16 protein-coding genes are annotated in these 15,843 nt (G+C 59.6%); 9 read left to right on the top strand and 7 right to left on the bottom strand.

What is annotated here, in order from left to right; all coding sequences use genetic code 11:
• Positions 1 to 153 precede the first annotated feature (153 nt).
• Positions 154 to 1,698: a methyl-accepting chemotaxis protein gene (locus tag ACSQ83_RS31675; RefSeq protein WP_436230835.1), complete on the top strand. Its 1,545-nt coding sequence runs from the start codon at positions 154 to 156 to the stop codon at positions 1,696 to 1,698.
• On the opposite strand, the gene ACSQ83_RS31680 is transcribed toward ACSQ83_RS31675, so the two are convergent.
• The 3 genes from ACSQ83_RS31680 to ACSQ83_RS31690 all read right to left on the bottom strand — a co-directional run bounded on the left by ACSQ83_RS31680 (position 1,695) and on the right by ACSQ83_RS31690 (position 3,915).
• Positions 1,695 to 2,135, bottom strand: coding sequence for a hypothetical protein (locus tag ACSQ83_RS31680; RefSeq protein ID WP_436230836.1), 441 nt, complete (start codon positions 2,133 to 2,135; stop codon positions 1,695 to 1,697). The two genes, ACSQ83_RS31675 and ACSQ83_RS31680, sit on opposite strands and share 4 nt — an antisense overlap.
• A 98-nt stretch (positions 2,136 to 2,233) precedes the next feature.
• Positions 2,234 to 3,127 carry an SDR family oxidoreductase gene (locus tag ACSQ83_RS31685; RefSeq protein ID WP_414954462.1) on the bottom strand — a complete coding sequence of 298 codons (894 nt, stop codon included), beginning with the start codon at positions 3,125 to 3,127 and terminating at the stop codon, positions 2,234 to 2,236.
• Between the two features lie 44 nt (positions 3,128 to 3,171).
• Entirely contained in the window at positions 3,172 to 3,915 is a 744-nt protein-coding gene (locus tag ACSQ83_RS31690; RefSeq protein ID WP_414969641.1) for an SDR family oxidoreductase, read from the bottom strand.
• 126 nt (positions 3,916 to 4,041) lie between these two features.
• Here ACSQ83_RS31690 and ACSQ83_RS31695 point away from each other — a divergent pair, with 126 nt between their 5' ends.
• On the top strand, positions 4,042 to 4,932 hold the full coding sequence (locus tag ACSQ83_RS31695) for a LysR family transcriptional regulator (protein WP_414954460.1): 891 nt from the start codon (positions 4,042 to 4,044) through the stop codon (positions 4,930 to 4,932).
• A 171-nt stretch (positions 4,933 to 5,103) separates the two neighbouring features.
• Positions 5,104 to 5,433 carry a hypothetical protein gene (locus ACSQ83_RS31700; protein WP_414954459.1) on the top strand — a complete coding sequence of 110 codons (330 nt, stop codon included), beginning with the start codon at positions 5,104 to 5,106 and terminating at the stop codon, positions 5,431 to 5,433.
• 245 nt (positions 5,434 to 5,678) lie between these two features.
• Here ACSQ83_RS31700 and ACSQ83_RS31705 read toward each other — a convergent pair whose 3' ends face one another.
• Together ACSQ83_RS31705 and ACSQ83_RS31710 are read right to left on the bottom strand one after the other, a co-directional pair.
• Positions 5,679 to 5,882: a hypothetical protein gene (locus ACSQ83_RS31705; protein ID WP_436230837.1), complete on the bottom strand. Its 204-nt coding sequence runs from the start codon at positions 5,880 to 5,882 to the stop codon at positions 5,679 to 5,681.
• Between the two features lie 135 nt (positions 5,883 to 6,017).
• Positions 6,018 to 6,776 (bottom strand): SDR family NAD(P)-dependent oxidoreductase, encoded by a 759-nt coding sequence (locus ACSQ83_RS31710; protein ID WP_436230838.1) that lies wholly within the window; start codon positions 6,774 to 6,776, stop codon positions 6,018 to 6,020.
• A gap of 180 nt (positions 6,777 to 6,956) precedes the next feature.
• Between ACSQ83_RS31710 and ACSQ83_RS31715 the strand changes: the two genes are divergently transcribed.
• Together ACSQ83_RS31715 and ACSQ83_RS31720 are read left to right on the top strand one after the other, a co-directional pair.
• On the top strand, positions 6,957 to 7,889 hold the full coding sequence (locus ACSQ83_RS31715) for an AraC family transcriptional regulator (RefSeq protein WP_414954456.1): 933 nt from the start codon (positions 6,957 to 6,959) through the stop codon (positions 7,887 to 7,889).
• 587 nt (positions 7,890 to 8,476) lie between these two features.
• Entirely contained in the window at positions 8,477 to 9,559 is a 1,083-nt protein-coding gene (locus ACSQ83_RS31720) for a DUF3466 family protein (RefSeq protein ID WP_436230839.1), read from the top strand.
• 21 nt (positions 9,560 to 9,580) lie between these two features.
• Here ACSQ83_RS31720 and ACSQ83_RS31725 read toward each other — a convergent pair whose 3' ends face one another.
• Positions 9,581 to 9,850, bottom strand: a complete 270-nt coding sequence (locus ACSQ83_RS31725; protein WP_436230840.1) for a hypothetical protein — start codon at positions 9,848 to 9,850, stop codon at positions 9,581 to 9,583.
• On the opposite strand from ACSQ83_RS31725, the gene ACSQ83_RS31730 reads away from it, so the two are divergent.
• The 4 genes from ACSQ83_RS31730 to ACSQ83_RS31745 all read left to right on the top strand — a co-directional run bounded on the left by ACSQ83_RS31730 (position 9,843) and on the right by ACSQ83_RS31745 (position 13,035).
• Positions 9,843 to 10,301 carry an MmyB family transcriptional regulator gene (locus tag ACSQ83_RS31730; protein WP_436230841.1) on the top strand — a complete coding sequence of 153 codons (459 nt, stop codon included), beginning with the start codon at positions 9,843 to 9,845 and terminating at the stop codon, positions 10,299 to 10,301. The two genes, ACSQ83_RS31725 and ACSQ83_RS31730, sit on opposite strands and share 8 nt — an antisense overlap.
• A 544-nt stretch (positions 10,302 to 10,845) precedes the next feature.
• Positions 10,846 to 11,907: a catalase family peroxidase gene (locus ACSQ83_RS31735; protein WP_436230842.1), complete on the top strand. Its 1,062-nt coding sequence runs from the start codon at positions 10,846 to 10,848 to the stop codon at positions 11,905 to 11,907.
• The gene (locus tag ACSQ83_RS31740; protein WP_414954451.1) at positions 11,904 to 12,470 is read left to right on the top strand and encodes a cytochrome b; all 567 of its coding nucleotides are present in this window, start codon (positions 11,904 to 11,906) and stop codon (positions 12,468 to 12,470) included. The genes ACSQ83_RS31735 and ACSQ83_RS31740 overlap by 4 nt, the downstream gene beginning before the upstream one ends.
• A gap of 82 nt (positions 12,471 to 12,552) precedes the next feature.
• Positions 12,553 to 13,035, top strand: coding sequence for an ASCH domain-containing protein (locus ACSQ83_RS31745; protein ID WP_414954450.1), 483 nt, complete (start codon positions 12,553 to 12,555; stop codon positions 13,033 to 13,035).
• A 50-nt stretch (positions 13,036 to 13,085) separates the two neighbouring features.
• Here ACSQ83_RS31745 and ACSQ83_RS31750 read toward each other — a convergent pair whose 3' ends face one another.
• A complete protein-coding gene (locus tag ACSQ83_RS31750) occupies positions 13,086 to 15,287 on the bottom strand; it encodes a TonB-dependent receptor (protein WP_436230843.1) in 2,202 nt (733 codons plus the stop codon).
• Positions 15,288 to 15,843 lie beyond the last annotated feature (556 nt).

Consider the following 15,843-nt stretch of genomic DNA (forward strand, 5'->3'; position numbering starts at 1 on the left):
CCCTGTCGACTAGCCTGCCATTCTGGCGGTCAGCCTGGCTCGCCTGAGCCGCGACCGGCATCGTTCGCTGTTTATTCTCGAAAACTAAACGATACCGGCCAGAGACCCAACCGAGGAAACCCCACGCGTGCCGTGTTTGCCGCGATCCAGACCATGCTCAAGAACTTTACTATTCGTCGCGGACTCACGATTACCATCGCCGGTTACACGCTCGCGCTCGTCGCGGTTCTGCTTGCAGCCGCTTTGTGCCTGCGCCAGAGCAACCAGGCGCTCGAACAGATGGTCGCCACCGATACCGTCGCCATCACGCATCTCAAGACCAGTTCGCAGCGGCTGTTGCAAGTGCGCCTTGCGCTCGGCAGCTTCGAGACATTGTTCATGCTCGGCAAGGCGGGCGATGACTTGCTGCCCAACGCGCGCAAGACGCTGAAAGCAAGCGATAGCGAGTTCGATGCGTACCTTGCCAAACCGCGCGATCCGCAAGAAGAGCCGCTTGTGCAAGCCGCCAAATCGGCGCGCGACGCGTTGATTGCGAAGGCGCTCAACCTTGAATTCGATGCCCTCGCGCAGAACGACTTCACGACTTTCCGCACGCTCCAGGTTCAGACGGCGGACGGTTTATACGCGACCTACGATCACGCGATGTCCGCGCTGGAAGCATTCCAGATCGCGCATCAGCAAGACCGTTATGCGCAGGCACAGACTCAGTTCCACACGATGGCGACGGCCGCCGTGATTGTCGCGGCGTTGGCGCTGGTGCTCGGGTTCATCGCACGGGCGGCGCTGAGCGCTGCCGTGATGAAGCCGATCGAGTCGGCGATTCACCACTTCGAACAGATTGCGGCGGGCGACCTGACGGCGAGTATCGACGCCTCGCGGGACAACGAAATGGGCCGCTTGTTTGCAGCGCTCGGCAAGATGCAGCAAGGGCTGGTGGGAACGGTCCAACAAGTGCGCGGCGGCACGGGCGCGATCTCGCATGGTGCGCGTGAGATTGCGGCGGGCAACATCGATTTGTCGCAACGCACGGAAGAACAGGCGGCTTCGTTGCAGCAGACAGCGTCGAGCATGGAGCAGTTGACGGCGACCGTCCGCCAGAACGCCGACAACGCGCGGCAAGCGAGCGAACTGGCTATCGATGCATCGGCAACGGCCGTACGTGGTGGCACCGTGGTGGGCAAGGTCGTTCATACGATGGACGATATCGCGACGAGTTCGACGCGGATCGCGGACATCATTGGCGTAATCGAAGGGATCGCATTCCAGACGAATATTCTTGCGCTGAACGCAGCGGTGGAAGCCGCGCGGGCGGGCGAACAAGGACGTGGTTTTGCAGTAGTCGCGGGCGAAGTGCGCAACCTCGCGCAACGCAGCGCCGGGGCCGCGAAAGAGATCAAGGAGTTGATCAATGCATCGGCGGGCAAGGTGCAAGCCGGCAACGTGCTGGCGGGGCAAGCGGGCCAGACGATGAGCGAAGTGGTCGCGGCGGTGAAGCGCGTGTCGGACATCATTGGCGAGATCAGCGCGGCATCGAACGAGCAGACCGGTGGTATCGAACAGATCAATCGCGCGGTCGCGCAGATGGATGAGGTAACGCAGCAGAACGCAGCGCTGGTGGAAGAAGCAGCTGCGGCTGCGGCGTCGCTTGAGCAGCAAGCGGAGAAGCTGGACGTCGCGGTGGCGGTGTTTCGGGTTTAGGGGATTACGGTGGTTTTCTCCGGCACCGCCGCAAACATCGTCCGATAATAAGCCCGCCCTTCGCGCATGTGCGATTCAAAACCGAATCCACCACTGAGCATGTCGTTCATATCGGCGCGCGTGATTTTCATCACGTAGCTATGCTCGGTCGTGACCAGCCGGCAGTCCCCTGAAACCTCCGATGCGCTGAACCACTTGCCCGCATCGGCATGACCGGCCGGGTACGCGTGGCCATCATGTTCCACTTGCCAGCGGCCATCGAGCAGGATCCAGAAGTCATCGCTCTTATCCGTCGCCGAACAATTCGTGACCACCGTGCCCGCCTGCGCTTCCCACTCGCGCGAGTGACCTATGGTCCAGCGCAACTGCCCGGTATCGAGTGCGGTAAAAAACGGCGTCTTCCTGAGCAGATATAAATACGTCGTCGATGCTTTCATGGTCTTGCCCTCCTGCTGCGCGCAACCCTGCTGACCGCATGCGGCGGTCAACATAAGAAGGCCAAGCCAGGCGCCGCGAACGATACGCCTGGCGGCTTTCATCGTGAGACCTTCGCTTCAAGCAAGTCGCCCATGCCGATGCGTTTCGCAAAATCAATCCGCACCCGCTCCGATACCTGCAGCACCTGCGCCGCGCCATCGCCGACGAAATCAATCACCGAGCGCATCGGCCGCGTGCCCTTCTCCATCCCGACGATGCGCACCACCTCATCGGCGACCGCCTTCGGATCGGCGTCAGGCGGCGTCAGTGCGCTCAGGCGCTCGCCGATCTTGTCCATCACGCCGTCGTATCGGGCATAGGCTGCAGCGCGCGCCGAGTCGGCTGGTTTGCCCGCGCTCGGGAAGTGGTCGGTGCCGCTGGTGAATGCGCCCGGGACCACAATGGATGTCTCCACGCCAAAGCGCGCCAGTTCATACGCCAATGTGACGGCAAGCGAATCCATCGCGGCCTTGGCTGCGCCGTAAGGTCCCATGAACGGCGGGAAACCACCCTTGGTCGTCGTGCTGCTGATCCACAGGACAAGCCCGGATTCCTGCTTGCGCATATAAGGCAGCACCGCGCGGTTGACGCGCTGCGCGCCGAACAGATTGGTGTCGAATACCTTCATCATTTCTTCCGGCGTGAACGCTTCCGACGGGCCAACCACCAGATGCCCCGCGTTCTGCATCACGACGTCAATCCTGCCCTGCTCACGGACGATGGTTGCGGCAGCGGCATCGGCGGAATCCTGCGAGAGGACGTCGAGTTCCAGCGGCATCAACGCAATGCCCTTCTGTGCCGATATAGCCCGCAATTCCTCGGCCCGTGCGCAATTGCGGCCTTCCACATCGCGCATGCTCGCGTACACAATGTGCCCCGCTTCGGCCAGCGCCAATGCGCTCAACTTGCCAATGCCGGTTCCTGCGCCCGTTATCAAGATGACTGACTTCATGATGCTTCTCCGAAATGTTCAGTTAAACTAAGGTCTATGCTTTATCAGGCGACGCCGCCATTCGCGCGCAGGATCTGGCCGTTGACCCAGGCCGCATCCGGACCGGCGAGGAACGATACGACCGATGCAATATCTTCAGGCTGGCCGAGGCGTTGCAGCGGCGGCATTTTCGCGAAGGCCTGGATCTGTTCTTCGGTCTTGCCATCGAGGAATAGCGAGGTGGCGACCGGACCAGGAGCGACCGCGTTCACCGTGATATTGCGGCCGCGCAATTCCTTCGCGAACACATGCGTGAACGCTTCGACAGCTGCTTTCGTCGCGTTGTAAATGGCATAGCCGGGCATGTTCAGGGCGAGCGTCGTGCTCGAGAAATTGACGATGCGGCCACCGTCGTTCATCCGCGCCGCCGCTTCGCGCAGCGTGTTGAAGGTGCCGCGAACGTTGATACCGAAGGTCTGGTCGTAGAGCGCGTCGGAGGTCTCCGCCAGCGGCAACGTCTTCAGCACGCCGGCGTTATTCACCAGCACGCCGACCTTGCCGAGTTGCTGCTCGGTCGCGTCGAACAAGGCGCGGACATCGTCGGGGTTTGCCACATCGGCTTTGATCGCGACGGCTTTCGCGCCCTGCGCGGCGAGCTCCACCACGAGCGCGTCGGCTTCTTTCGAGCTCGATGCGTAGTTGATGGCTACCGCGAAACCATCGTTGGCGAGACGACGCGCCACTGCTGCGCCAATACCGCGCGATGCGCCCGTGACAATCGCTACCTGGCTGTTCTTGACCGTGTTCATGATTCGCTCCTTTTGAGGTGGTGAAGTGCGTGATTGAAGTATCGATCATTCACATCGAATGATAATTAGTGGAAATTTAGTAATATCATTCCATTTACTTTAACAATCCAGACCCGCGAGTCGCCCATGGACCGGTTTCAAGAAATGCAGGTTTTTATCCGTATCGCTGAGCGCAGCAGCTTTACGCAAGCCGCCGACGACTTGCAGATACCGCGCGCCACGGTCACGAACCTGCTGAAGCGCATGGAGGAGCGGCTCGGGACGCGGCTGCTTGAGCGCACTACGCGCACGGTGCGGCTGACGCACGACGGCGAGGCGTTCTATCGCCGCTGCGTGAGGCTGGTCGCGGACATGGAGGAAGCGGAGGGGTCGTTTCGCAATGTCGCGCCGAAGGGCTTGCTACGCGTGAATTTGCAAGGGACGCTCGCCCGGCATTTCGTCGTGCCGGCACTGCCTGAGTTCGTCGCGCAGTATCCGGACATCGAATTGCAGATTGGCGAAGACGACCGCTTGGTGGATCTGGTGCGCGAGGGTATCGACTGCGTGCTGCGGGCGGGGACGCTGCAGGATTCATCGATGGTCGGTCGCCGCGTCGCGTTAATGGAGCAGGTGACGGTGGCGAGCCCCGCTTATATCGAGCAGTTTGGGGAGCCGGAGACGCTCGAAGCGCTGGGTACGCATCGGGCGGTGAATTACCTGTCGAGCGGATCGGGGCGGGTCTTGCCGATGGAATTTACCGTCGATGGCCACGTGATCGAGATTCAACTCGCCGCGGTGGTTTCCGTCACAGGCGCGGATTTATATACGGGATCCGCGGTGGCGGGATTGGGGCTGGTGCAGGTGCCGCGGTATCGGGTGATGGGGGAATTATCGGCGGGGAAACTGAAGGTCGTGCTCGGTGCGTTTCCGCCGCCGCCCATGCCGGTTTCAGTTTTGTATCCGCAGAACCGGCAGTTATCGGCGAGAGTCCGGGTATTTGCGCAGTGGGTTCGAGGGATTTTTGAAGCGGTTGCGTAAGGGATTTACACCATCCGGACTGAGAAGATTGACCAGGCTCACATCGTCCTGCGACATACCCAGTTCTTATGACGAATAGGACCGACGCGGCACGGTAACTGCTTTATTCGTAGGCGAGCAGGCGGCGACCGTCTGCGTCTTTATCTCATTCCAACCAAGGAGGCACGCATCATGATTAAGGTAACCAGCACAGTAATCGCGGCCGTCGCCGCCCTCGCACTGTCGGGTGGCGCTTATGCACAATCGGCTGGAGGCGCAGGTGGAGGCTCAGCCGGCGGTAGTTCGTCGGGCAGCACGGCCAGCCCCGCAAACCAGGTGAATCCGGGGAACCAGATGAATGGCACAACGGGCGGCTACGGCACGCCGGGTACCCCCGGTTCGGACAGCGGAATGGGCAAGCCGAACTCCGGCCTGCCGAGCAGCACGAATAGCACCACCGCCGCTCCGCCGAGCAACAATACACTGGCAACCCCGAGCGTAAAGTCACCGGCCGGTCAATAACGCTTGTAAAGATGACAACCAGCCGCGAATAAGTGCAAGGATTGACCAGCACCTCGATGGAGATGGGACGCAAGAGTCACTCCGACCCACCCTGTTTTTGCGGCTGGGAAGCGTTAGTTAGACCGACCACTATGGCCCATGCCATCGTGCGTCATGAGTAGCGCCCAGTTCATCACGAAACATTTTTATGGTCGCGTCTCGTGGGCGAAGCTTCGGCTATGTCACGCGGCAATTAATACGTATTCCTACGTTTCCGTTGGAAAATCGGTTGAAAATGCGAGCGCTTCCAGCGCAGCGAGACGCTCGCTTAATTGCTCGCACATGACGCCGTAAGCATCGCTACCCAAGGCTATCCGCTTAGGAACAGAGTTATGGTCGGCGCTTGCAATAATGATCGCCGCCACCTTCGCCGGGTCTCCAACCGGCATGTTTGTCCCTTCCTCGATCATCCGATGCGCCATGCGCGCCGGCGACACATCGTAGGCATCGAGCTTTGGCGATGGCTGCGCGCTTTGATATCGAAAGTTCGTTCGCGCCCCGCCTGGTTCGACCAGCGTGCAACCTCTCTCTCGACATCTCACCCCCTAGATATGCATGCCACCGGCGACTTCGATCCGCTGCGCGTTCACCCAGCCGAAATCATCGGAGAGCAGTGCAGCGATGACCGGTCCAACATCCTCCGGGACACCGACCCGGCCTAGCGCCGTATGATCTGCGACCATCTTGTTGACCTGCGGATTGTCGCGCACGATACCGCCGCTGAAGTCCGTGGCAATGGCCCCTGGTGCAACGACATTGGCGGTGATCCGGCGCGGCGCCAACTCTACGGCCAGGTAGCGCGTCAACGCTTCCACAGCCGCCTTGATTGGCCCGTAGCCGATTCGATTTGGCATCGCAAACCGAGCAAGTCCCGACGATATATTGACGATACGGCCGCCGTCCTTCATGAGCGGAAGCAGCTTCTGCGTCAGGAACAACACGCCCTTGAAGTGGACGTCATAGAGTGCGTCCATCTCCGCTTCGGTGATCGTTTCGAGGCTCGCGCTGGACGACATGCCCGCATTGTTCACGAGGAAATCGAAACGCTTGACACCCAGCTCGGCAAGCGCTTTGCGGACCTCTCCGGCGAAGCCGTCGAACGTGCGCGAATCGCCTGTATCGAGCGGTAGCGCGATGGCCTGTGCGCCTGACTCGGCGGTAAGCGCGACAACATTATCGGCTTCCGTCCGATTGGACCTGTAGGTAAAGATGGCATGCACGCCTTGCTTGGCGAGGCGCAATACAGCGTTGCGGCCGATCCCGCGGCTACCGCCGGTAACGATCGCTACTTTGCTGGCTGACATAGGTTAATTTCCTTTTAGACTCCGTCATTTGCTGCCGACGTATGGGCTTATTATGTCGACGGCATACTGGCGCGAGAATGCCGAAACCATTCGATTTCCTGCCTATTCCTGGCTGTGCGCGGCTATGAATGCCCGGCCTGCCAGCGCGGGGTGCAGAATCAGCGTGAAAGGAGTCCCGTGATGCCGGATGAATTAGCTGAAGCGCTTCTGCGCTATACGAATCGCCAGCCCGGAGAAAGCCCCTTCATGACGGCGATCGACGGCTTGGCCATTCTTCGATCAAACCACCCCAAGCAACCCACGCACATGATCTCCAGGCCGGCTCTGTGCGTTGTGGCGCAGGGTGCGAAGTGGGCGACGTTCGGCGGCAGCCGGCTCGTCTACCGTGCTGGGCAGGCGCTGCTGATCGGTGTCGAGGCGCCGTCAATAGGCCGTGTCGTGGAGGCAAGTCCCGGCGAGCCTTGTCTCGTTCTTGCGTTCGAGCTGGATCTTGCAATCATGCGAAGCGTCGCGGACGAACTGGATGCACCGCCCATCGCGAGCGAGGAACCAAGCCGCGGCATCTTCGTCACCGACTTTCAGGGTCCGCTGGCGGATTGCGCGCTACGTCTGGTGCGCCTGCTTGATACGCCCAAGGCAATTCCCATGCTTCACCCGCTGATCCTGCGCGAGATTTGCTATTGGCTTCTCACCGGTCCACATGGCGATGATGTCGCCAGACTGGCACTGGCGAACGGACCCTCGCAACGTGTAATCAGCGCCATGCACAGCTTGCGCAGCCGCTTCAGGGAAACGGTCCGTATAGAGGACCTGGCCGATGTTGCGCAGATGAGCACTTCGGCTTTTCATCGTCAGTTCAAGGCGCTGACTTCGCTAACGCCGTTGCAGTATCAGAAGCAACTGCGCTTGCTCGAAGCACGGCGGCTGATGATTTCCTGCGCCGCCAATGTTGAGACGGCGTCTTTTGAAGTCGGCTATGAGAGCCCCTCGCAATTCAGCCGTGAGTACGCTCGCATGTTCGGCACGTCTCCGAAACGCGATGCGACGGCACTGCAGACTGCGCTTAGGGAAGGTCATGCTGCAGCGAACGCGTTGGCGACCGCAAGTCAGTGAGCGCGACAGACCTCTATAGACCTTGGGAAAATCGATATTGGACAAAAGCAGGTAATCGCGATTTGCATTGTCATTAATCTGCCTCACCAGTTAACAGGTTGAAAAAACTATTCCTTAGACTAGACTGATCCATAGCCTCTGTCTGCGTACATTTTCAAATGAGATCATCTCCTCTTTCGGTGCAGGACACCGGAACTTGACCAATGCAGTACGGACACATTGGAAGACAAAAATAATGGATTCCCTTAAGTTATAAAACAACGCTAAGTCCAGTCGCCCTCCCACCAACGTAGAGACTCAAGTCCTAACGCTTTGCGCTGCGAATGAATAGAAGTCGTGCCTCAGTCGATGACCGGGAATGGTGCATATCTGCTCGGCGGTCATGAAGTGAGTTGTCAAAAATTCAGCGAATTTTGAAAAGGCATTTAGCGCCTGCCTGTCCCTGATGGGACCGTTAGCATGGCGTCCTATTTATCGGTTGCGTCCTTGTCGATTTACATGTCAAAGCACATGTGGCACGCCTGCGGCCCGATCGGCGATGGCGATTCAGGTCATGTTTCAGTAGCGGGATCATAAAGGGGATCACTATGGAATTTGCCTGCAAGAGAATTCGCCACCCGTACTCTGTTCACCACGTATTGATTGCTGTCGCCCTACTCTCGGCGGCTGCACTCCAGCCTGCCGCAGCCCAAAGCGCACGCCATCATCCCGAGGCCCCAATTTATGTCATCAAGGATCTCGGTACACTCCCAGGCAACACCAGCCAGGCTAGCGCGATCAGCGAGCGCGGCCGAGCGGTCGGTTTCTCGAACGTCGCGAACGGGGATCAGCACGCTACCCTGTATGAAGACGGGAGGGTGATCGATCTCGGCACGCTGACCGGTGGCACCCATGCCACCGCTAACGGCATCAACGAGCGCGGCCAGATTGTCGGCTGGTCGGCAATCGGCGGCAATGAGCAGGCCTCTCTGAACGAGCAAGCGTTTCTGTTTGAACACGGCGAAATGACCGACCTGGGTACACTTCCCAATGGCAATATCAGTGTCGCTAACGCAATCAACGAGCGCGGTCAGGTGGTCGGCTGGGCGGTCAACGCACTCACGGCGACCCACGCCGTTCTGTTTGAAAAGGGCAAGGTGATCGACCTGGGCACGTTATCCGGCGGCTACTTCAGCGCCGCTTACGGGATCAACGAACGCGGCGACGTGGTCGGCTCGTCCACCAGTGCAACCTCGGGCGCCGACCAGGCCTTTCTATACGAGCACGGCGAGATGACCAACCTCGGCTGGCTCCCCGGCGGCAACAGCAGCACCGCTTTCGCGCTTAACAATCGCGGCCAGGTGGTCGGCCAGGCGGCCATCGCAAACGGCTACGAGCACGCCTTCCTGTATGAACACGGCGTGATGACCGACCTGGGCACCCTCCCGGGCGGCACCATCAGTGTTGCTCTCGGGATCAACGATCGCGGTCAGGTAGTCGGCGAGTCGACCGATGCAAGCGGGAATTTTCGCGCCTTTCTGTACGAGCATGGCGTGATGACCGACTTGGGCATGCTCCCCGGTGGCAACAGCAGCGTGGCGACCTCGATCAACAATCGAGGCGAGATCGCGGGCTACTCCGGCACAGCTTTTTCGCCTTGGCACGCCGCCCTCTGGACGCGGGAGAGATGACAGTCATCGCGCGTGATCGCCCTAGCCAACGATGAACTGATAGTCGATGAGAATACGATGATTCGCATCGACTATAAAGATGTCGCGGCCAGCGGCGACAATGGCGTCCCCCGTGCGCGGGACCATGCTCCAGTCCACCATGACTGCGTCCTGCAAGGCGTGCACGGCGCTCACCTTGAAACGATAACCGCCATCGCGAACGTTCTTCTCATGCGAGCCGGTGACGCGCTGCTCCAGCGCATCGTAGCCCCGGACTTCCCGGGCTCCCACGTAATGCATGCCGATGGTCATCCGTCTTGCCGAACACCTCGATGTGCCGCTTCGCGAGCGCAACCTCCTGCTCCTGTCGGCCGGTTTCGCGCCGGCCTATCAGGAGCGGTCGTTCGAGGAACTCGCCGCCGCGCGGCAAGCGATCGAGCAAGTCATACAGGCGCACAAACCTTATCCAGCCTTCGCGGTCGACCGTCATTGGAACATCGTGTTGTCGAACGCTGTGCTGCCACAGTTGTACGTCGATGTTGCAGAGGAGTTTCTTCGGCCGCCGGTCAACGCAGTGCGTCTCATGTTGCATCCGCGGGCGATGGCCCCGCGGATCGTCAATCTTTCCGAGTGGCGCGCACATGTGATCACCGTGCTGCGTCAACAGATCGAAGCCAGGGCGGATCCCGGCGTCCAGGCGCTGCTCGCGGAGATCCTCGCTTATCCGCAGGTGGAAGCGGAAGCGGTTGCCGATGCCGGCTAAGGCTCGCGGCGTTTTGCGACGCAGCTCAGGATCGCGACGGATCAGGGTGTTCTGTCGTTCCTCAATACCACCACGGTCTTTGGTACGCCTACCGACGTCACGCTTTCCGAGCTGGCGCTTGAAATGCTGTTCCCCGCCGATGCCGAGACCATTGCGATCGTGCGCAAACTCACCGCGGATGAACGCGCGCCGAGGTCATCCAACACTGACCGGTGATTTAACAGGCGCGGCTTTTCGATCCTTGAAGTCCCCGCGAGCCGCTCCGATTTATTTATTCGCCATGCTAAGCGATGGATAAAACGCGCTGTCGCTAGCCACTTCCCCATGCCTCTTCACGGGCTCCCTGCCTTAGAGACAATATTCCGATACCATCGCCGCGACGATTGGCGTCGCGACCCGGTATTCCACTGTGGAATATAAGAAGAACGATTTTTGATTGTCTGAAGACCCGCTTTTTACGTAGACTGCATGGGCGTCAGGTGACGTCCCTTTTTCTCACTTGTGCCGGGCACACGTACCCGGCATTCCCCACCGGGAGAAATCGATGGTCGACAGACCGACTTCCAACACATCCACAGTGCGTTCGCTGTTGCTGATTGCTGTCGTCGTGCTCGTGCTGGTCGCCGCATTCGCTTTTACAGCCGGCTGGCTTTCGCCGGCGCGCCTGACGCCCACGAAGATCGTCAACGCTCTGGCGCCGCCGGGCGGCCCGGCACTAGGCTTTCGGCGCAATCACGCCAAGGGCGTCTGCTTTACCGGCAACTTCGAATCGAATGGCGCGGCCGTGGCCCTGTCCAAGGCGCCGGTATTCGCGTCTGGCTCGTATCCAGTCACGGGACGTTTCAACCTGGCTACGGCGGACCCCAAGGCGCCCGACGCCACCGTTCGCGTCCGTGGCCTGAGTCTGCGCATCGTCGCCGCCGATGGCAGCGAATGGCGCACGGCGATGATCAACGCGCCATTCTTCGCCGTCGCCACGCCGCAGGCCTTCTACGGACTGCTGCAGGCATCGGCCAACACGAGTGATCCGGACGCGATGAAGAATTTTGCCGCCGCACACCCGGAACTCGGTCATTTTGCGGCCTGGGCCGGCAGCGCGCCGTGGACAGCCTCCTACGCGCAGGAGCAATATAACGGCCTCAACAGCTTCATCTTCACCAATGCTGCAGGACAGGACGAGGCCGTGCGCTGGTCCTTCGTGCCGGCCGCGAAGCCGGAAGCCGTCCCCGCTGATCAGCTGAAGGCGCGCGCCGCCGACTTCCTCGCCGCCGACATCACGCAGCGCGTGCAAGCCGCACCGCAACAATGGACGCTGGTTCTCACGGTCGCCAATCCCGGCGACCCGACCGCCGACCCAACCAAAGCGTGGCCCGATGACCGACGCAAGGTGGAGGCGGGAACGTTGGTGGTCAGCGCCATCGAACCCGAGGATGACGGGCCGTGCCGGGACATCAACTTCGATCCTACTGTCCTGCCGCCCGGCATGCACGTCTCCGACGATCCGTTTCCCGCCGCGCGTTCGGCCGCGTATGCCGTCTCATTCGATCGGCGGACCGCTGAGGATAAGGACTATCCGCGCCATCCGGCGGGAGGAGCCACGCAATGACCCCGATCCACAATCGCTTTACACCGCTGCAGCGCGCGCTTCACTGGCTCATGGCGATTTGCATTCTGGCGATGCTGTTCATTGGCGTGGGAATGGTGTCCACCGTTCGCCCGGATTACCTGACGCTCGTGTCCATCCACAAGCCGCTGGGTGTGATTATTCTTGTGCTCGCGCTGATTCGTCTGGTGGTGAGGTTGACGCGCGGCGCGCCGCCGCTGCCGGCGTCAATGCCGGAACCGATGAAACTCGCCGCCCGCTTATCGCATCTTGCGTTTTACTTATTGATGATCGGGCTTCCGCTAATCGGATGGGGCATGCTCTCGGCCGCGGACTATCCTGTCGTGGTGTTGGGCATCCATTTGCCTGCCATCCTGCCGCATAGCAACGCGCTACACACGCTGCTCTGGAATGCACACAGGGTGCTCGCGCTGTGCTTCTTTGCACTAATCCTGCTTCATCTGGCGGCCGCGTTATTGCACGCGCTGGTGCGACGTGACGGTGTTTTTGAAGCGATGGCGCCGTGGCGGTCAAGCGTCAAGACGGATGCTTCTGGCGATCGATGACCTTCGTTCTCGTCCCTCTTCAGGCTCGAATGATTCGCTGCCAAGTCGCAGTTCCGGCACCGCGACCTGAAATTGTGAAGGCATGAACCCGATCGTCGAACGGCACGTGGATGCATTGCACGAACAGGGTATCCGCCTGCCGGATGGCGACGTTCGGATTGGCAGTTTTGGCGATTCCGAGGCGCTTTCTAAGGCGCTCATTTTGCTTATCGCGGGAGGCATCAAGCGAGCGACGTGTAGTTTGCTGTGGTCGTGGGAATTCGAGGGCGACGCTTTACCGAAGGCTGGAGATATCGAAATTGTTCTTGATTGGCATGGTCAGCCAGCGCTAGTTCTGCAGACAGCGACGGTAGAGATCACCCCCTTTGCGCGCGTATCGGCCGAATTTGCGGCAAGTGAAGGTGAAGGGGATCTGTCCTTATCGTATTGGCAGAAGGAGCACTGGCGTTTCTTCTCTAGTGAGTGTCTTCGGATCGGCCGTGTCGTGGATGAATCGATGCCTCTCGTGTGCGAGACGTTCGACGTACTTCATGCAATGAGCCAGCTCAAGAGGCCGTTCGCCTGAGCAAAGCAAACGGCCATTCGCGTGTGTTGCGAATTAAAGGTCCCGTTAGACTAAAAATCCGAATGAACAGTGACAAAAGCGCTTAGCGGTTGACCCACATACGCACCCGCGGCGTTGGCGGCAATGAAATATCGACGGTCAGTGATGTTGTGCACGTTAAGGTCTACACCCCAATGACGCGCCTCAAAGCCGAACGCGGCATTGGCGATCACGTAGGAAGGGATCGAGTTAACGTTGGTGATATCGCTATAACTCTTGCCCAGATAGTTCAAGCCCGCACCCACGTGGAACCCTGAAATTCCGGCGATTGCAAAATCATACGTAGTCCACAGGTTTGCCATATACGCCGGCGCACCTTGCGGATGATTTCCCACCGACGTGATGCCCTGAGGATTGTCGGTAATAACCGCGTGCTGAGCCGTCACGTTCGCCGACACATGCCAGCGGTCCGTGATGGCGGCATCCAGAGACACTTCGCCGCCTTTCGTCTTCTGGCTGTCGAACACGACGGATTCCGCGCCGTTAAGGGTGACGAGCGAGGCGACGTTGTCTCGCGAAACATCGAAGAGCGCCGTGTTGAGGATCAGGCGATCGTCGAGGAACGCGAACTTGATGCCCGCCTCATATTGCAGCGCGGACTCGGGTGCACCAATGCCGTTCTGAGTATTTTCGGAATTGAAGTTGGCGAGATGGCTCTTCGATACGCCAACATACGGAGACATCCACGGCAGCAGTTTATACAGCGCCCCAATATTCCAGCTCACCGGGGCATCGTCGCGGCTGTCCGTGACGCCGGCGAGGAGCGGCTGGCCGCCGGTCCCGAAGCGCCCGGGCACGGAGATCAGCGGCGTCAGCGACGTGTCCCACCAGTCCTTGCGCACCCCTGCACGCACCTTGAACTTGTCCGTTACATCGATCTGATCGGTCGCGTAGATGCTGTAATAGTTCGCGGTGAGATGATCGTCGTCGCAGGAATGCTTCGCGTCGCAGAGGAATGTCAGGTTGCCGACGGCGGTTTCCGGCGGAACCGGCGCGAAGGCATCGGCAATGTTGGGAAGGTCAGCGGTCGAGCGCTTCGTGTCGATTGTCTGGTGCTGGTATTCGAAGCCCGTCAGCAACGTGTGAGCGACGCTGCCAGTTCCAAAGCGCCAGACTGGCTCGAGTTGGTAGTCGAAGGTATTGTCCGAATCATCCTGCTGGCGCAATTGACGCCCTACCACCTCGCCATTGCTCACTTTCGTGCTCGTACTGTCGCCATTTCCCAGCACGTCGAGCGAGCGATGCAGGTACGAGAACCGGTTGTTGATAGTAAGGAAATCATTGATCCGCCACTTATCTGAAAGCGTCGGACGGATGTAGTTTCCGTGAGCGAAGGCAAAGGGCGTGGAGTATTTCGAATCGATCGACACGTTGTTAATCGGCGTGCCGTTCAGATAGATCAGTCCATAGGAGTCGGGCGTTTCATGGATCTCGCGCAGGTCCAGTGCGAAATCGATCGTGTGATTATCCAGTTCCCACTGCAGCGCGGGTCTCACCTCATAGTCGTGACTGCTCAGGTCGCGAAACCCGTCCGAATGCGAGAAGGTGGCATCGACCCGATAATTAAGACCCGCAATGCCCGTCGGGCCCGTGATGTAGTCATTGTTCGAGACAGTGCCGAACGACCCGGCTTGCACGCTTGCGCCATAGTGCAGCTCCGGCGAAGGTGTGTAATGCACGATGTTGATCGTGCCTCCAGGCGGCCCGCTGCCGAAGAGTGCCGACCCAGGCCCTTCCAGGACTTCGACGCGCTGGACGCCATTGAGCGAGTGCGAGATACCGCCGAGAAGGTCGCCATCGGAGTAGCCATCGCTGTAGATCTGGGCGTTCAGGCCGCGGATCAGGAAGTGATCGTAATAGCCCTTCGTGTCCTGACCGCCTACGTTGACCCCGCTCGCGTTATTCAAACCTTCGCGCAACATGGTCGCGCCCTGCTGGGAGAGCACCGCGCGCGGGATGACCTGCGCGTTGGACGGCAGGTCCTCCAGTTTTGTGCCGGTCTTGCTGGCCGCGCTGACCTGCTTCGGGTCATTGATGGTGTCGTCGCCATTGAAAGGACTGTAGCTCGACAGCGCAGCGCCATGAACCTGAATGGGCGGCAAGGTTGCCGGTTGAGACGCGTCTTGAATATGCTGCGCGATAGCGCGATCTATTTGCGCCGCACCAGCCAGAAGGAGCAATCCCGTTCTCAAGTATTTCTGATTCACTTTCATGATGTTTACATATTCCCTATTTTTTAATTACGATCGCCGCTCGTTTACGCACATGACAATGCCAATCATTCGCATTAGCATTCCGGAATGCAGTGCTAAACGGATTTCGATTCGTATTTATTCCGGGGCTGGTGGGGAAAGAGGAAAGAAATATCGGAGGAGATGCGTGCAAACGAAAGGGCGGGGTCACCGCGATGGATCAGGATTCTTCGATCGCATCGGTCGGCTTACCCACGTTCAACAATGTCGCCATCTTCGCGAATTCAATGCTTAGGACTGCCTTGATCCGGCGTTCGGCGAACAGTCAGGGCGAAAGTGAAAGCGCGACGTTAGAGCCGTTTACGTCAGACACTAGGGAATGCCTACCGTTGAGCCGCTGCCGTCCGGCATCGTAGAATCGGGGCACATCGGTTTGGGGGCTTAGCAATGCGTCTGGCTTCTCGTTGCGATTTCACAAGCAGTTTTCACTGCAATACCTCGCTACGCCCGGGGTATCAACGCCTGGCGCTTTTCCGCCCCGCTTCTCGCGATCAGGCCCGCGGCCTTCGCGAAATTG

Origin of the sequence: Caballeronia sp. LjRoot29, from assembly GCF_964252755.1 — a bacterium.
Taxonomy (GTDB): Bacteria; Pseudomonadota; Gammaproteobacteria; order Burkholderiales; family Burkholderiaceae; genus Caballeronia.

Coding starts and splice junctions, on each gene's coding strand:
- ACSQ83_RS31750 (WP_436230843.1), bottom strand. CDS start 15,287: ATGAAAGTGAATCAGAAATACTTGAGAACGGGATTGCTCCTTCTGGCT.
- ACSQ83_RS31685 (WP_414954462.1), bottom strand. CDS start 3,127: ATGAAGTCAGTCATCTTGATAACGGGCGCAGGAACCGGCATTGGCAAG.
- ACSQ83_RS31710 (WP_436230838.1), bottom strand. CDS start 6,776: ATGTCAGCCAGCAAAGTAGCGATCGTTACCGGCGGTAGCCGCGGGATC.
- ACSQ83_RS31675 (WP_436230835.1), top strand. CDS start 154: ATGCTCAAGAACTTTACTATTCGTCGCGGACTCACGATTACCATCGCC.
- ACSQ83_RS31720 (WP_436230839.1), top strand. CDS start 8,477: ATGGAATTTGCCTGCAAGAGAATTCGCCACCCGTACTCTGTTCACCAC.
- ACSQ83_RS31695 (WP_414954460.1), top strand. CDS start 4,042: ATGGACCGGTTTCAAGAAATGCAGGTTTTTATCCGTATCGCTGAGCGC.
- ACSQ83_RS31705 (WP_436230837.1), bottom strand. CDS start 5,882: ATGATCGAGGAAGGGACAAACATGCCGGTTGGAGACCCGGCGAAGGTG.
- ACSQ83_RS31680 (WP_436230836.1), bottom strand. CDS start 2,135: ATGAAAGCATCGACGACGTATTTATATCTGCTCAGGAAGACGCCGTTT.
- ACSQ83_RS31730 (WP_436230841.1), top strand. CDS start 9,843: ATGGTCATCCGTCTTGCCGAACACCTCGATGTGCCGCTTCGCGAGCGC.
- ACSQ83_RS31745 (WP_414954450.1), top strand. CDS start 12,553: ATGAACCCGATCGTCGAACGGCACGTGGATGCATTGCACGAACAGGGT.
- ACSQ83_RS31715 (WP_414954456.1), top strand. CDS start 6,957: ATGCCGGATGAATTAGCTGAAGCGCTTCTGCGCTATACGAATCGCCAG.
- ACSQ83_RS31735 (WP_436230842.1), top strand. CDS start 10,846: ATGGTCGACAGACCGACTTCCAACACATCCACAGTGCGTTCGCTGTTG.
- ACSQ83_RS31700 (WP_414954459.1), top strand. CDS start 5,104: ATGATTAAGGTAACCAGCACAGTAATCGCGGCCGTCGCCGCCCTCGCA.
- ACSQ83_RS31690 (WP_414969641.1), bottom strand. CDS start 3,915: ATGAACACGGTCAAGAACAGCCAGGTAGCGATTGTCACGGGCGCATCG.
- ACSQ83_RS31725 (WP_436230840.1), bottom strand. CDS start 9,850: ATGACCATCGGCATGCATTACGTGGGAGCCCGGGAAGTCCGGGGCTAC.
- ACSQ83_RS31740 (WP_414954451.1), top strand. CDS start 11,904: ATGACCCCGATCCACAATCGCTTTACACCGCTGCAGCGCGCGCTTCAC.